This is a genomic window from Mesorhizobium sp. AA23 (assembly GCF_001672435.1).
In the GTDB taxonomy this organism is placed as follows: domain Bacteria; phylum Pseudomonadota; class Alphaproteobacteria; order Rhizobiales; family Rhizobiaceae; genus Mesorhizobium.
Map to the genome: position 1 here is coordinate 397137 of NZ_LYTP01000023.1, position 14590 is coordinate 411726.

The following is a 14590-nucleotide window of genomic DNA, read 5'->3' on the forward strand; positions in this document are numbered from 1 at the left end:
GTCGCTGCGCCGCTATCGTTTCGAGAAGTGATGCAGGGCAATGGCCGATGCGGCTGCAACGTTCAGGCTGTCGAATCCCTCCGCCATGCCGATCCGTACGGTCCGCAGGCGACTGAGCAGGGTCTCGGGCAGGCCTTCGCCTTCCGTGCCGAGAAAGAGGGCCAGCCGAGACGTTCTTTCCGCAGCGCGGATGTCCGTTTCGCCGCGCGGCGAGAGCGCGAACTGGGCGAAACCCATCCGGTCAAGCGTTGCGGCCAAGCTCATCGCATTGTCGAAGGAGCCGAAGGGCACCTTCAGCGCCGCGCCGACCGAAACGCGGATCGCCTTGCGGTAAAGCGGATCACAGCAGGTGGGATCGAGAAGCACGGCGTCCGCGCCAAAGGCTGCGGCGTTGCGGAAGATCGAGCCCATATTGTCATGATTGGATATGCCGACCAGAACCACGACCAACGCGCTTGCCGGCAAGGTTTCGAGCAGCACCTCGGCCGGTTGAGGAGAGCCCCGAACGCCAATCGCCAATACGCCGCGATGCATGTGAAAGCCGGCGATCCGGTCCATGACGTCGCCGTTTACGACATAGATCGGGAGGTCGGCTGGCGCCTTGCGCAAGACACCTTCGAGGCCCGCCCGCCTGTTCTCCAGAATGAGGGCCGATTCCGCCGCGAAGCGTCCGGCCGACAGCAGAAGATCCAGCACCACCTTGCCTTCGGCGACGAAGCGCCCATGTCGGCCGACGAGATCGCGCTCGCGGATATCGAGATAGGCGGCGACACGCGGATCCCGCGGGTCGTCGACAGGGATGAGGTTCATAGAAATCTCGCCGGCGAACGATCGTCAGCAAGGTAAGGGGCTTTGCAGAGCCCGGGTCAAGTCCCGGCGCGGCGCATCCTGTAGGCCATCTGAGACAGGTCGCCGTCGCCGAAAATGCCTTCCAGCGTGCGAAGCAGCTCGCGCACCGCGTCGGAGTTGCAGGAATAATAGATCATCTGGCGATCGCGACGCGTCTCGACGATATCAAGCGCTCTCAGCTTGGCCAAATGCTGCGACAGAGCGGACTGGCTCAACTGGACTTTCTCGGCGATGGCGCCGACGGACATTTCGCCCTCGATCAGATAGCTGACGATCAGCAGCCGCTTTTCATTGCCCATGAGCGTCAGAAACGCGGCAGCCGATTCGGCGTTGGCGACTAGCTTGCTTGAGATCATGGATCCCCCATGTTTTCTGGCTCATCCAGCTGCCATGGGGGCAATGGCGGCTGATTTCCACGATATTCAGGTCAGGGAGCGCCGCTGAATCGGCGCTGCAACAAAAGGTAGATCATTTTACCTAAATCTCAAGAGTTGCTTTCGATCCGGGACGATTAACTTTCGCTACTGTGCCCGCCCTGCGGCGCGCCCGGCCTTGGCCATCTCGACCAGCACGGACCGCAACTCGCCGGCAGTGCCGAGAGGCCGAGGGAAGAAGACCCTGCAGGTGGCATCCGGAGAAGCCAGATCCATGCCGTCCGCATCGAAACCCGTAGCGATCCAGCCATCGCCTTCGGCCCGGCCGAAATGGCGCGCATAAATGCAAAGCGCATCGCGATGGCCGGCATTCATGTGGTCCAGCGCCGACTGTTCGCTGGCCCCCAGCTCCTCGACGATCGTGCCGCCGGCGATCAGGTCGGCGCGATCCAGAAGATAGGCTTTGCCGAAGCCGCCATTGAGACTGGCGCGTTCAGGCTCAAGCCGGAATATCGAGAAGTCGCCGAGCCCGGCATAGAGTTTCGCCTTCGGATTGCGGTTGAGATAGCGCCGTTCGGCGCGGGCGTGACCCGCCGATCCGCGCTCCAACCGCAGCGCCTGGCATACAAGCGAGATGCGGGGATGCGCGAGCGGATCGCCCTTGCCGGGTTCGCCGACGAGCAGCGAGCAGCGCGGGTCGGCGAGAAGCGCGCCGGTATGCGCCGACAGCATCGAGACCAGGATCAGCGGCGCGCCGTCGATGTCGGTCGCCACGCCGACCCGGCTTGCCAGCGGCGCCCCGGTGCCGGGCTCGATTGCCGCAAGCGCGCCGAAGCGGGCCGAGCGGACCAGAGTCTTCGCCAGCCTGACGGCCTCGGTGTCGGTCTCGCGGATGACATCCTTCCTGGTCTCGGTCACAGCGCTCACCGCGATAAGTTGATTTCTACTCTCCGGCTATCTGCCAAACAGGCCGGACCTGACAAGGGCTTCAATTTCAGTCTCGTCGATGCCGAAGCGTGCCAGCACAGCCGAAGGCCGGCGGTCGGCGACGGTCGGCGCCGCGGCAAGCGTCGAGGCGGCGCTGGAGAAGCGCGGCGCCGGCGTCGGACGTTCGAGCTCGCGCGATCTTGCAAAATTTTGCCGGGCACGGCTCTGCGGATGATCCCTGGCTTCGGTCAGCGACAGGACCGGAGCGACGCAGGCGTCGGTCGGTCCAAACACCTCGGCCCACTCGTCGCGTGTCTTCTCTCTGATCCTCGCGGCAATGGCAGCGCGCATGTCGGGCCACGATGTCCTGTCATATTGGCTGCCGACAAAACGCCGGTCGAGCGGCAACAATCGGGCGAACTCGGCAAAGAATTGCGGTTCGAGGCAGCCGATGGCGATATGCCGTCCGTCCGCCGCCTCGTAAACGTCGTAGAAGGGGGCCCCGGAATCGAGCAGGTTCTCACCGCGTCGCTCGCTCCAGAGGCCGGCCGCCATGAAGGCATGGATCGGAGCCGCGAGCATCGATGCACCCTCGACCATGGCGGCATCGATCACCTGACCTTTGCCGGTGCGCGAGCGCTGGAACAGGGCCGCCAGCACGCCGGCGATCAGCATCATGGCGCCGCCGCCCTGGTCGGCGACAAGGTTCAGCGGCGGCACGGGCGGCGCTCCCTGCCGGCCGACGGCATGCAGCAGGCCGGCATAGGCGAGGTAGGTGATGTCATGACCGGCGCGGCGCGATAGCGGCCCGTCCTGGCCGAAACCCGTGAGGCGGCCGTAGATCAGCGCAGGATTGCCTTCCAGCACGACATCAGGCCCGAGGCCCAGCCGCTCCATGACGCCTGGGCGAAAACCTTCGATGAGAACGTCGGCCTTTTCCGCAAGGCGCAGCAGAAGCTCCGCGCCGTCCGGCCGCTTCAGGTCGAGCCTGAGGATGGAGCGGCCGTGGCGGTCGAGGTCGTGGGCCTCGGGCAAGGATAGAAGCGGCTCTTTGGCGTCCGCCCGCTCGATGCGCAGGACGTCTGCGCCCATCTCCGATAGCATCAAGGCGGCGAGCGGCACCGGGCCGAGGCCCGCCATCTCGATCAGCCTGAGGCCAGCCAACGGCCCTGTCTTGTCGGCGGCTGTCGGCGGCGTGCTCATTCGCTTTTATTTGGGCGCCATGCGGATCGCGCCGTCGAGGCGGATGGTCTCGCCGTTCAGCATCTGGTTCTCGATGATGTGGAGCGCGAGTGCTGCATATTCCGAGGGCTCGCCGAGGCGAGGCGGGAAGGGCACCGAAGCGCCGAGCGAATCCTGCACCTCTTGCGGCATGCCGGCCATCATCGGGGTCTTGAAGATCCCTGGGGCGATGGTGCAGACGCGAATGCCTGAGCGCGCCAGGTCGCGCGCCACCGGCAATGTCATGCCGACGACGCCGCCCTTGGACGCCGAATAGGCAGCCTGGCCGATCTGGCCGTCATAGGCGGCGACCGACGCCGTGTTGACGATGACGCCGCGTTCGCCGCCGGCGAGCGGGTCGAGTTTCGCCGCCCGGTCGGCGACCAGGCGGATCATGTTGAAGGTGCCGATCAGGTTGATCTCGATCACCTTGCGGTATTGATCCAGCGGGTGCGGGCCATCCTTGCCGACCGTCTTCACTCCAATGGCAATGCCGGCGCAATTGACCAGGATGCGCGGTTCGCCGAGCTTTGCCGCCACTTCGGCGATCGCCGCGCTGCCACTGTCTGCGCTGCTGACATCGCATTGAACCGCGATGCCGCCGATATCGGCGGCAACCTTGGCCGCGCGATCGATACCGATATCGAGTATCGCTATCTTAGCGCCCTTGGTGGCAAGGGCGCGCGCCGTCGCTTCGCCAAGGCCGGAGCCACCGCCAGTGACGATCGCGATCTGGCCGTTCGGGGTCATGGTGGCGTCCTCCCAGAATTTCGGATCATGCTACGAAGCGCGCTGCTGCGGCGCAACCTGAATGACCGGATCGATCGAGGACTGCGGAATGGCCGAGGCGCGGACCGCGACCTGGGCCAGGTCGGCAACCCGCGCCGTATCCGCATGACAGACCTCACCGACGAACCGGGCCACCGCGCCAAGCCTGATTTCGTGATGGAGCAGCCGGTCGAGATCGACCGGACGCGGCATGGTGATCTGCCCACGCGGGAAGCGCTTGAAGCCGAGCGGCCCGTAGTAGGGCTCGTCACCGACCAGCATGACGGCCGGCGCGCCGGCCTTCGCGGCGGCTTCGAGCGCGATCGCGACCAGCCTGCGGCCTATGCCGAGATTCTTGAAGGCGGGCCGGACGGCAAGCGGGCCAAGCATCATGGCGCGTCCGGCGCCTGCCGCCACGCGCGTCATGCGCACCGAGGCGATCACCGTCTCGTCCTTGACGGCGACAAAGGACATCGAGCGGTCGTGCCCGCCCGCCTCGCGGATCTTATAGGCGGCCAGCACGAAACGGCCCGGCCCGAAGGCCTCGTCGTTGATGGCTTCGATTTCAGGATCGTGCGCCGGGGTCTCCGGCAGATATTTCACGTCGGCAAGGCTCATGGTCTTTGCGTTCCGGTATGCGAGGAAAGGTTTGCTGCAAGCGGCAGCGTTCGCCAGTCAGCGCTTCATCAAGCGCGGGCGTCCTTTCGTCGTCGGTCGAACCGGATCGTGGCAAAGTCAAACATGGGCGCTTCCGCTAGCATCAATTGTTCACGGCTGCAATCGGCCCTTTTCACCTTTCTTTTCGTCGTTTGACGAACTGTTCAGCGCCTGAGGGCTTCGACATTCCGGGTAAGCGCCTAGATGTCCGTTGGAACCTGAGGGAGATTTCGCATGGGATTGCTGGTTGAAGGCAAATGGCAGGACCGCTCGACCGTTGCCGACAGCAGCGGCAGGTTCGTGCGTGCCGAAGCGCAATGGCGCGACTGGGTGACGCGCGACGGTGCGCCGGCGCAAGGGCGCAAACGCGGTTTCAAGGGGGAGCCCGGGCGCTATCACCTTTACGTCTCGCTCGCCTGCCCCTGGGCGCACCGGACCTTGATCTTCCGCGTCTTGAAGAAGTTGGAAGACATCATCTCCGTCTCCGTGGTGCACCATTTCATGGGCGAGAACGGCTGGACCTTCACAGCCGAGGACGGCGCAACCGGTGACACGCTCTACGGCCTCGACTTCCTGCACCAGATCTATGCCAAGGCCGATCGCGGCTATTCGGGCCGCGCGTCCGTACCGGTGCTGTGGGACAAAAGACAGGAAACCATCGTCAGCAACGAGTCGTCAGAAATCATCCGCATGCTCAATTCCGGCTTCGACGAATGGGGTGATGCGAGCCTGGACTTCTATCCGCCGGCGTTGCGTTCCGAGATCGACAGGATCAATGCGCTGGTCTATCCGGCGATCAACAACGGCGTCTATCGCGCCGGCTTCGCCACCTCGCAGGAAGCCTATGAGGAAGCGTTCGGCGAGCTCTTCGCAGCACTCGACACGTTGGAAGAGCGGCTGTCAAAGCAGCGCTATCTTGTCGGCGAGCGGATCACCGAAGCTGACTGGCGTCTATTCACCACGCTGGTGCGCTTCGATCCGGTCTATGTCGGCCACTTCAAATGCAATCTGCGCCGGATCGCCGACTATCCGAACCTGTCGAACTATCTGCGCGACCTCTACCAGGTGCCCGGCGTGTCAGGCACGGTCAGCCTGCATCACATCAAGTCGCACTACTACGGCAGCCACAAATCGATCAATCCGACGGGGATAATCCCGGCGGGACCTGAACTCGACTATGCCGCACCACATGATCGCGGCCGGTTCAGGAAGGCGGCATGAGTTACCAGTAGGCCGAGACCTGCTCGCCGCTGAAAATTTCGGCAATCCGACGTCGGGTCGCCGGCGTCGCATCTGCCGGCAAACGGTCGAGCGGAAAGAACGCCGCCTCGGCGATCTCATGGTCCGCCGATTTCGGCGCCGTCTGGTTGAAGGCTTCGACCAGATAGAGGCCGACGTGGTCCCGTGTGCCGGCGCGACGGTTGAAGTGCATCGATCTCAGCACCGGCGGAGCCGTCAACGCGATGTTGCCCTCCTCGGCGAGCTCGCGCGCCAGCGCCTCGACAAGCGTCTCGCCGACCTCGACGCCGCCGCCAGGCAACTGCCAGCCCGGAACATAGGTGTGGCGGATGAGGAAGATGGAGTTGGATGCGCGGTCGTAGATCAAGCCGCGCACGCCAAGCGTCATCGGGCGCCGCAGCAGGAAATAGAGATGGAACAGCCTTGCCCGCAGTCCCGCCCAGCCGGTCTGGCGGAACGCCTGTTCCGAATCGGCGCCAGTCATCCACGAAACCGCGAGCGGACAGGAAACGTTGAGTAGAAAGCCCGGACCGGGTCGCTTAAGAAGGGGCTATGCTCAGGCTTGCACATATTTCCGATGTCCATCTGGGGCCGCTGCCCGATGTAACCTATCGCGATCTCGCGTCCAAGCGCGTGCTGGGTTACGTCAACTGGCAGCGCAACCGCCGCCGTCATATGCACGATGCGGTGATCGACACGATTGTCGGCGATATCAAAGCCAACGCCCCCGACCACCTCGCGATCACCGGCGATCTCGTCAACCTGGCGCTCGATGGCGAGATCGAGATGACGAAACATTGGCTGGAGACGCTGGGCTCTGCGAACGACGTATCCGTGGTGCCGGGCAATCACGATGCCTATGTGCCGGGCGCCTTCGACAAGGTCTGCCGGTCATGGGCGCCGTGGATGACCGGCGACGGCATCAACAGCCCAATCGACCGCAATTCCTTTCCCTATTTGCGGGTTCGCGGTGATGTCGCTCTGATCGGCGTCACGACGGCGCGGGCCACGGCGCCCTTCATGGCCAACGGCTTCTTCATGGAGGGCCAGGCGGAGCGGCTCGGCAACATCCTCGACGCGACGGCCAGACAGGGGCTGTTTCGCGCCATCATGATCCATCATCCGCCGGTGCGTGGCGCGGTCTCGCAGCATAAGCGGCTGTTCGGTATCGCGCGCTTCCACAAAGTCATCCGCCGGTATGGCGCCGAGCTTGTGCTGCACGGCCACTCGCACTTGCCTTCGCTGTTCACCATCGGTCCGCGCGGCGTCAAGGTGCCGGTGGTCGGCGTGGCCGCCGCCGGCCAGGCGCCGGGCGGCGATCATCCCGCCGCTCAGTACAATCTGTTCGAGATCGGAGGAAAAAAAGGTGGTTGGACCATCCGCCTGACACGGCGCGGCCTGACCGGTCCGGCACTGCCGCCGTCGGACATTCAGGTGATCGAGCTCGGTGCCGATATGCCGGTGGTGCGCGAGCCCGTCGTCAGAAGCTGATCTTCATCTGGGCGATGCGGTCCCAGAACAGCACCAGCGATACCGCCAGGCCGACCAGGGCGCCGGCGGCGATCAAGCCAAGGCCGGCGAAGAAGGTCGTCCAGCCGTTGCGGCGCGTTGCAGCCTGCAAGGGCGGCTCGGCTTCCCGGACCTCGGCTCGATGCAGGCCAGTCACCGCGCTCTCGACCGCGCCTTCCATCATCCGCTGCCGCTCGACGACACGCTGGGCCACGTATCGCGTAACGGCATCGGCGACGGGCTTCATGTCGGTCGATTCGGCCAGCACCACGCGGCCGATGCGCGTGTCCTTAAGGAAGCGGAAGGTGCGGCGATCCCGCCCCATGGCGACATGGCTGACGGCATCGACCCACAGCCGCGGCTGCAGGCCGGAGGAGACGGCGAAGTCGAAATTGTCGATATCCGCCGGCACGTCGGCGAAAACGGGGGCGAGCTCCGCGGCCAGCAACTCGAGCCGCATGCGGTGCGCCTCGCGCATGTCGACCACCACATCATCGCGGTCGGCGAAGGCGTTCTTGACGTCGCGGATCGCGTCCGCGAGCTTTCGCGATGGCTCGATCGGGGTGATTTTGTCGCCTGCATCCTTCATGGCGCTGCCTCGCTGTTGGTAAACAGCGAGTTAACACAGTCGCCGGCAAAATGCACTGCGAGATGGGCTCAGCTTGCGGCTGCGCTGAACACCGGTCTCTGGATTCTGCCGCGGCGACGCGTGTTGCGGCGCACGGCCTTTGCAATCAGGTCAGGCGCCTCCTCGACCAGCATGTGGCCCGCCTCCAGCACGTGGTGCAGGTGGAAATGCGGCGGCAAGTCCTCGGCCTGGGCGACGGGCAGGACGGGATCGTCCGTTCCCCAAAGCACCATCACCGGCATGCTCAGGGTTTCCAGCCGTTCGCTCGGGATGACACCTTGCCGGTGTTCCCTGGAGATCACGGCTGCAGCACCGACGAGGGTCCGCAACTGGCCCGGCCGTTTGCGCATGCCGCACAGCGCCTCCACCACGTGTTGAGGAGGAGAACTTTGCGGCCCCGACATGGCGGCAAGACAGGCGCGGATCTCATCTCTATCGACCGCGGCCGCATAGCGCCGCAGCAACGGACCGTTGATCTCGGGGCCGAAGCCGCCGGGCGCCAGCAAGGTCAGCGAGGCCACCCTTTCGGGATCGGCAGATGCCATCAAAGTCGCGATCGCGCCGCCCATTGAATGGCCGACGACGTGAACTTTGCCCAGGCGGCGCGCGCCCAGATCGGCCAGGATAACCCCAGCGGCCTGCTTGACTCCTGCCGCCTGGCACTCCAGGGAGTTTCCGTGGCCCGGCAGGTCGTAGGCCAGTGTCCTCACATCGGGCGTCAATCCCGCAATCACGTCGCGCCAGATCGAATGGCAAGCGCCGAAGCCGTGCAGGAAGACGATCGTCTTCGAGCCAGCACCGCTTTCGGCGACGTGAAGAGAGTTAAACATTGAGATTGTTGGCTGTGAAGCAGTATGAGGGGCAATTCAAGATTGTGGCTGAATTGCTCCCTGAGCAGTTCGATAGCCAGTAAAATCTTCGCGAATTCGCCGTGCGCGCCCCAATCGAACGCGTAAGCAGGCCTAAGACTCGTTGAGTGTCGACGCCCGCTGTGCCGAGCAGACCCGGCGTGCGAATTTAATATTCCAATCAGTCCGCACGTCAGCGAATGCTCCACGTTCGCTCAGCTCGGATTGCCAATCCCCGCAGAGCGCAAGGATTGCACCAGCCGGTCGATGAGATCGGCGGGGTACTTCCTGTCAACAAAAGTGGCGCGCGGATTGGCGGCGAATTTCGGGAATTCGGCCGTGAGCTCGTTCGCCAATTCGTTTGCGAGCTTGTCGCGGCCTGAGATCTTGGCGCCGATCAGGCGCGCCGCCAGGTAATGCGATTTGGACGCGGTGGTCCGCAGCGACTCGCTGGCAATCGCTGCCCTCTGGGTGTCGCCTTGCATGAAGGCTCCGACAAACAGGCCATAGTCCCACCAGGTCGGATGACCGCTGAAGGCCTCGACGGCATGGCCCAGGATCGGCGTCCCTTCCTGGTATCTGCCAGCGAAGATCAGGCCGTAGCCATAAGCGGCGGCCATGCCGAGATCGTAGGGGTTGAGCTCATAAGCCTTGCGCATCCAGCGGATCGCTTCGTCGGTGTTGCCGAGGCGCGAGTTGAGGTAGCCGTAGGCGCGATGCGCGTGCGGGCTCATCGGTGCCATCTGAATGGCGCGGTGGGCAAACGACATGGCCTGCTCGACCCTTGCGCCGGGCGGATAGGCGTAGCGGTTGTTGACGGCTTCCAGATGCAGGGAAGCCAGTTCCGAGTAGATGAGCGATGATTTGGTGCTTTCTCTGACCAGCTTCTCCAGACAGCGATACGCAGCTTCGTGCGCCTTGGCGCTCTGGTCGAGATAGTAGAGGTCGTCGAGCACCAGACATCCTATCTGGCTGGTCCGGATATCGCTCTGGTCGATATAGCTGTAGATCGCGCCCGAAGCGGGGACGGTAGAGCTCAGGAGATTGGCGATGTTGCTCTCGACCGCACCAGGCGCGCTTTCGGCCGGTGTCAGGTTGCGTGACAGGAGAACCCGTCCCGTCGCGACGCTCTGCAGCTCGATCATGACGTCGCCGGCGTTAGTCCCGGGAATAAGATCGAAGACGAAGCTGATCGGATCGGCGGAACGGTTGCGCCTAGAGTCGGCGTCGCGTCCGATGAAGTCTATCGTATCGAAGCCGGCGAGACCGGCGCGCAGCGAGGAAGCAACACGGGCCGCCTCGGGTCCGTCGGCTTTGATGGCCAAGTAGATCAAAGGCAGGCCGTCGAACGTTTGGGAAGCGACGCTGCCCGTCGCGCCTGCCGTTTCGACTTCGACCGGCGCGGCCGCGTCGTCACCACGAAGAAAGGCGTTACCCTGGCGGACGACAAGGATACCCAGCATGGCGATGACTAGCACCATGGCGGCCCAGAAGAACCGCAACTGGCGCGTCAGCGATGACGCGGATTCGGTCGGTGCCGGGGTCGTCGTCAGCGGCACGGCGTCGACCGGTGCGGCGGCGGCCTCGGGCTTCTCGAAATGCTTGGAAGGCCGGGCGATCGGGGCATCCGCGGGTTTGGCGTCGGCTGGGAGCCGTATGGCGTTCAGCTCGTAGGAAGGCACATAGCCGCCGCGCGGAATGGCGATGCGTACCGGCTCGCCAATACCTTCGCTGGCGAAATATTGATCCAAAAGCTCGCGCAGCCGCCCCGCCTGGACCCTGACGACCGCGTCGGTCGATCCGTCGAAATCGCCGTCCTTGCCGAAGACATCCATGGCAATGGATACACCCTTCAGCCGGTCGGCTTCGCCTGCCTGCTCACGTTCGACCAGATAGCGTAACAGCCTGCGGGCCCGCTCGGATCGTCCGAACGTTTCGCTGGCAAGCAGTCGCTCCAATGTCTCGCGCACTGCGGGGGCGGCAGGCGTGGCAGGCTCCAAGTGTCGGACCTTTCAGAGTCGGCACAGGTTAGGGCGCGATAATATAGCGCGCGCTCCAGCGCACAAGGAACCTTCTGTTATGTGATCGCGTAAGCCACGGGAAATTTACCGGCCGGTTAACGAATTTGAACGCGGCTCGCGCCTGCCATGAAGCGTGGCACGTCCGATGAACGGGCCACGCTTTATCAATCGAACAATCAGGCGGCCTTGCGGCCCAGGATGCGGTTGGCGGCCGAGACCACGGCCTCCAGCGAGGCGGCGACGATGTTGGTGTTTATGCCTGCGCCGAACAGCTTGCCGCCGGGATATTCCATCTCGACATAGGAAATGGCCGAGGCGTTCGAGCCGCGCTGCAAGGAATGTTCGGAATAGTCGAGCACCGACATGTCGACGCCGATATGGCGCGAAAGCGCATCGACGAAGCCGTCGATCGGGCCGGTACCGGTGCCGGTGATGGTGACTTCCTTGCCTTTGTCGACGATTTCGGCCTCGACCACGCGACGGCCCTTTACCGCGGTGTCCGGATAGGTGCGATGGTCGAGGAATTTCAGCCTGGCGCCGGGCTGGTCGACATAGGCTTCGAGGAAGCGCTCGTGGATGCGCTTGGCCGGCACTTCCTTGCCTTCGGCGTCGGTGATCGCCTGGATGTCCTGGCTGAACTCGATCTGCAGGTTTCGCGGCAGATTGAGGCCATAGTCGGCCTGCAGCACGTAGGCGATGCCGCCCTTGCCCGACTGCGAGTTGATGCGGATGATCGCCTCATAGGTGCGGCCGACATCGGCGGGGTCGATCGGCAGGTAGGGCACTTCCCACACCGGCGTGTTGGCTTTGCGCAGCGCCTTCATGCCCTTGTTGATGGCATCCTGGTGCGAGCCGGAGAAAGCGGTGTAGACGAGCTCGCCGACATAGGGGTGGCGTTCCGGGATCTTCAGCTGGTTCGAATATTCATAGACGTCCTTCATCCGGTTGATGTCGGAGCAGTCCAGCTCGGGATCGACGCCTTGCGTGTACATGTTGAGCGCCAGCGTCACGATGTCGACATTGCCGGTCCGCTCGCCATTGCCGAACAGCGTGCCCTCGACGCGGTCGGCGCCGGCCATCAGGCCGAGCTCGGTGGTGGCGATGCCGGTGCCGCGGTCGTTGTGCGGATGCAGCGAGATGATCAGCTTGTCGCGGTTGTCGAGATTGCGGCACATCCACTCGATGCGGTCGGCATAGACGTTGGGCGTCGACATCTCGACCGTCGATGGCAGGTTGACGATCAGCTTGTTGTCGGCCGTCGGCTTCACGATCTCGGTGACGGCGTTGCAGATCTCCAGCGCGACCTCGAGCTCGGTACCGGTGAAGCTCTCCGGCGAATATTCGAAACGGAAGCCGCCGCCGGCCTTGGCGGCCATTTCGGTGATCATCTTGGCGGCATCCGTGGCGATGCGCTTGATGCCGGCGACGTCCTTTTCGAAGACGACGCGGCGCTGCAGCTCGCTGGTCGAGTTGTAGAAATGCACGATCGGGCGGTGGGCGCCCTCGAGCGCCTCGAAGGTCCGCGTGATCAGCTCGGGCCGGCACTGCACCAGAACCTGCAGCGACACGTCCTTGGGCACGCCGCCCTCCTCGACGCACCAGCGGGCGAAGTCGAAGTCGGTCTGCGAGGCCGACGGGAAGCCGATCTCGATCTCCTTGAAGCCCATGTCGAGCAGCAGCGCGAACATGCGCGCCTTGCGCTCATGGCCCATCGGGTCGATCAGCGCCTGGTTGCCGTCGCGCAGGTCGACCGAGCACCAGATCGGCGCCTTGTCGATCACCTTGGACGGCCAGGTGCGATCGGCGAGGTTGACGGTCGGGTAGGGCTGATATTTGCGGGCGGCATCGGCCATGTGGCCGGGCGCTTGCGCGCCCGTTTCGGCCTCGCCGGCGCGGATTGCTTCTCTTCTATTCATCGTCGTTTCTCCCGGCGGCTCGTGGGACCGCCCTCAGGCGGATCGGTGCCGAGCGGCGCCTTTACCAAAGAATTTCGTTCGCTTGATGTGACTTGCCAATCTAGCCAAGGAGCAGGCGCCCAAAGCGGCGGTTTTCGACCGCCGGGCGCTCCTTCAGCGAACCCGGCGATCGCCGATAAGGCCGAGAAGGAGCAGGGTCGAAGCAAGCGCGCGCACGGTCTCGCGGGCAAAGCCGGGGCGAGAAGAAGCGACGGAGCGGGTGCGCGTGGTCATGCCGGCTCTCTTACAGGAGCGGCCATCCGGAGGCAAGTGCCGGCCCGGCTTTAAGTCTTTGGTTTCATGCATATCGTCTTCCCAAAACCGCTGCACAGTTTTGGTCGACATGCTTTGGCGCGGCTCTTCCCCGCATCAGCCAAATGCGCCACACTCGCCTCCGGAGGACCTGATCCGAGGGGGAGGTCGTGCATGAATTTCGTGTTCTTCTCGCCGCATTTTCCGGGCAACGGCGCCGATTTCTGCGACCGGCTGAAGAAGGCCGGCGCTACCGTGCTCGGCATCGGCGACGCGCCCTATGAGACGCTGAGCAGCAAGCTCAAGGCGGCGCTTTCGGAATATTATCGGGTCGCGGACATGGAGAACTACGATGCCGTATTCCGGGCGATGGGCCATTTCATCCACAAATGGGGCCGCATCGACCGCTTCGAGTCGTTGAACGAGCACTGGCTGGAGCTCGAGGCCAATATCCGCACCGACTTCAACATCTTCGGCACCAAGCTCGACTTCGTGAAGAATTTGAAGCGCAAGAGCCGCATGCGGGCCTTCTTCCGCAAGAGCGGCGTCGAGACAATCCCGCAACGCAAATGCTCCGATCGCGCAGGCGCCATGACCTTCATCCGCCGCGTCGGCTATCCGGTGGTAGTGAAACCGGATTCGGGCTCCGGCGCCTCGAACACGTTCAAGATCTCCAACGCGAAGGAGCTCGACCAGTTCTTCAAGGACAAGCCCGAAGGCGTGACCTTCGTCATGGAGCAGTTCATCGAGGGGCTGGTGGTGACCTTCGACGGGCTGGTCAACCGCGACGGCGAGGTGGTGCTGGCGGCGAGCCACCGCTACGACCAGAGCGTCATGGAGGTGGTCAACCGCGACCGCCATATGAGCTACACCTGCTTCCCCGAGATCACGCCCGCGATCGAGGAGGCAGGCCGCAAGATCCTCATGGCGTTCGACGTACGTGAGCGCTTCTTCCACATCGAACTGTTCGAGACCAGGGACAAGCGCATCATTGCGCTGGAGGTCAACATGCGGCCGCCAGGCGCCTGGATGACGGATGCGATCAACTACACCTTCGACATCGACGTCTATGCCGAATGGGCCAACATGGTGGTGAAGGACGTGGCCGGCGGGCCCTACAAGGGCAAGTATTTCACGGCCTATGCCAGCCGCAAGCGGCACCTCGACTATTTGCACAGCCATGAGGACGTGCTAGCCGCCCACGGCGACAAGATCGTCCATCATCAGGCCATCGAAGAGGTTTTCAGCCGCGCCATGGGGAACTACGCCTACCAGATGCGCTCGAAGGACCAGAAGGCGCTGCGTCAGGCGGTTGACTATATCCACGCGGAAAAGGCGTGAG

Annotated in this window: 14 protein-coding genes; 3 read left to right on the forward strand and 11 right to left on the reverse strand. The window is 63.8% G+C overall.

What is annotated here, in order from left to right:
• Positions 1 to 12: 12 nt before the first annotated feature.
• The 6 genes from A9K66_RS18530 to A9K66_RS18555 all read right to left on the reverse strand — a co-directional run bounded on the left by A9K66_RS18530 (position 13) and on the right by A9K66_RS18555 (position 4757).
• Positions 13 to 810, reverse strand: coding sequence for an RNA methyltransferase (locus A9K66_RS18530; protein WP_067326385.1), 798 nt, complete (start codon positions 808 to 810; stop codon positions 13 to 15).
• 56 nt (positions 811 to 866) lie between these two features.
• On the reverse strand, positions 867 to 1205 hold the full coding sequence (locus A9K66_RS18535; protein ID WP_066994170.1) for a metalloregulator ArsR/SmtB family transcription factor: 339 nt from the start codon (positions 1203 to 1205) through the stop codon (positions 867 to 869).
• 165 nt (positions 1206 to 1370) lie between these two features.
• Positions 1371 to 2141: a HugZ family protein gene (locus tag A9K66_RS18540; protein WP_067326389.1), complete on the reverse strand. Its 771-nt coding sequence runs from the start codon at positions 2139 to 2141 to the stop codon at positions 1371 to 1373.
• Between the two features lie 36 nt (positions 2142 to 2177).
• Positions 2178 to 3353 (reverse strand): CaiB/BaiF CoA-transferase family protein, encoded by a 1176-nt coding sequence (locus A9K66_RS18545; protein WP_067326393.1) that lies wholly within the window; start codon positions 3351 to 3353, stop codon positions 2178 to 2180.
• 6 nt (positions 3354 to 3359) lie between these two features.
• Positions 3360 to 4121 carry a 3-hydroxyacyl-CoA dehydrogenase gene (locus tag A9K66_RS18550; RefSeq protein ID WP_067326396.1) on the reverse strand — a complete coding sequence of 254 codons (762 nt, stop codon included), beginning with the start codon at positions 4119 to 4121 and terminating at the stop codon, positions 3360 to 3362.
• Positions 4122 to 4151: 30 nt separating this feature from the next.
• A complete protein-coding gene (locus A9K66_RS18555) occupies positions 4152 to 4757 on the reverse strand; it encodes an N-acetyltransferase (protein ID WP_082953949.1) in 606 nt (201 codons plus the stop codon).
• Positions 4758 to 5030: 273 nt separating this feature from the next.
• On the opposite strand from A9K66_RS18555, the gene A9K66_RS18560 reads away from it, so the two are divergent.
• Positions 5031 to 6017: a glutathione S-transferase family protein gene (locus A9K66_RS18560; RefSeq protein WP_067326399.1), complete on the forward strand. Its 987-nt coding sequence runs from the start codon at positions 5031 to 5033 to the stop codon at positions 6015 to 6017.
• Between the two features lies 1 nt (position 6018).
• Here the strand turns inward: A9K66_RS18560 and A9K66_RS18565 are convergent, their stop codons facing one another.
• On the reverse strand, positions 6019 to 6519 hold the full coding sequence (locus A9K66_RS18565) for an NUDIX domain-containing protein (RefSeq protein ID WP_067326402.1): 501 nt from the start codon (positions 6517 to 6519) through the stop codon (positions 6019 to 6021).
• A gap of 68 nt (positions 6520 to 6587) precedes the next feature.
• Here A9K66_RS18565 and A9K66_RS18570 point away from each other — a divergent pair, with 68 nt between their 5' ends.
• On the forward strand, positions 6588 to 7526 hold the full coding sequence (locus A9K66_RS18570) for a metallophosphoesterase (RefSeq protein WP_067326405.1): 939 nt from the start codon (positions 6588 to 6590) through the stop codon (positions 7524 to 7526).
• Here A9K66_RS18570 and A9K66_RS18575 read toward each other — a convergent pair.
• The 4 genes from A9K66_RS18575 to leuA form a co-directional block, all read right to left on the reverse strand.
• On the reverse strand, positions 7516 to 8133 hold the full coding sequence (locus A9K66_RS18575; RefSeq protein ID WP_067326408.1) for a hypothetical protein: 618 nt from the start codon (positions 8131 to 8133) through the stop codon (positions 7516 to 7518). The two genes, A9K66_RS18570 and A9K66_RS18575, sit on opposite strands and share 11 nt — an antisense overlap.
• A 68-nt stretch (positions 8134 to 8201) precedes the next feature.
• On the reverse strand, positions 8202 to 9002 hold the full coding sequence (locus tag A9K66_RS18580; RefSeq protein ID WP_067326411.1) for an alpha/beta fold hydrolase: 801 nt from the start codon (positions 9000 to 9002) through the stop codon (positions 8202 to 8204).
• 233 nt (positions 9003 to 9235) lie between these two features.
• A complete protein-coding gene (locus tag A9K66_RS18585; protein ID WP_067326419.1) occupies positions 9236 to 11020 on the reverse strand; it encodes a tetratricopeptide repeat protein in 1785 nt (594 codons plus the stop codon).
• Between the two features lie 197 nt (positions 11021 to 11217).
• Positions 11218 to 12894, reverse strand: a complete 1677-nt coding sequence (gene leuA / locus A9K66_RS18590; protein ID WP_067327095.1) for a 2-isopropylmalate synthase — start codon at positions 12892 to 12894, stop codon at positions 11218 to 11220.
• A 528-nt stretch (positions 12895 to 13422) separates the two neighbouring features.
• Here leuA and A9K66_RS18595 point away from each other — a divergent pair.
• Entirely contained in the window at positions 13423 to 14589 is a 1167-nt protein-coding gene (locus A9K66_RS18595) for an ATP-grasp domain-containing protein (RefSeq protein ID WP_067326422.1), read from the forward strand.
• Position 14590: the final 1 nt, after the last annotated feature.

Excerpts from the sequence above, each read along its gene's own strand:
- A9K66_RS18530 (WP_067326385.1), bottom strand. The coding sequence starts at position 810 with ATGAACCTCATCCCTGTCGACGACCCGCGGGATCCGCGTGTCGCCGCC.
- A9K66_RS18535 (WP_066994170.1), bottom strand. The coding sequence starts at position 1,205 with ATGATCTCAAGCAAGCTAGTCGCCAACGCCGAATCGGCTGCCGCGTTT.
- A9K66_RS18545 (WP_067326393.1), bottom strand. The coding sequence starts at position 3,353 with ATGAGCACGCCGCCGACAGCCGCCGACAAGACAGGGCCGTTGGCTGGC.
- A9K66_RS18550 (WP_067326396.1), bottom strand. The coding sequence starts at position 4,121 with ATGACCCCGAACGGCCAGATCGCGATCGTCACTGGCGGTGGCTCCGGC.
- A9K66_RS18555 (WP_082953949.1), bottom strand. The coding sequence starts at position 4,757 with ATGAGCCTTGCCGACGTGAAATATCTGCCGGAGACCCCGGCGCACGAT.
- A9K66_RS18560 (WP_067326399.1), top strand. The coding sequence starts at position 5,031 with ATGGGATTGCTGGTTGAAGGCAAATGGCAGGACCGCTCGACCGTTGCC.
- A9K66_RS18565 (WP_067326402.1), bottom strand. The coding sequence starts at position 6,519 with ATGACTGGCGCCGATTCGGAACAGGCGTTCCGCCAGACCGGCTGGGCG.
- A9K66_RS18570 (WP_067326405.1), top strand. The coding sequence starts at position 6,588 with ATGCTCAGGCTTGCACATATTTCCGATGTCCATCTGGGGCCGCTGCCC.
- A9K66_RS18575 (WP_067326408.1), bottom strand. The coding sequence starts at position 8,133 with ATGAAGGATGCAGGCGACAAAATCACCCCGATCGAGCCATCGCGAAAG.
- A9K66_RS18580 (WP_067326411.1), bottom strand. The coding sequence starts at position 9,002 with ATGTTTAACTCTCTTCACGTCGCCGAAAGCGGTGCTGGCTCGAAGACG.
- leuA (WP_067327095.1), bottom strand. The coding sequence starts at position 12,894 with ATGGCCGATGCCGCCCGCAAATATCAGCCCTACCCGACCGTCAACCTC.
- A9K66_RS18595 (WP_067326422.1), top strand. The coding sequence starts at position 13,423 with ATGAATTTCGTGTTCTTCTCGCCGCATTTTCCGGGCAACGGCGCCGAT.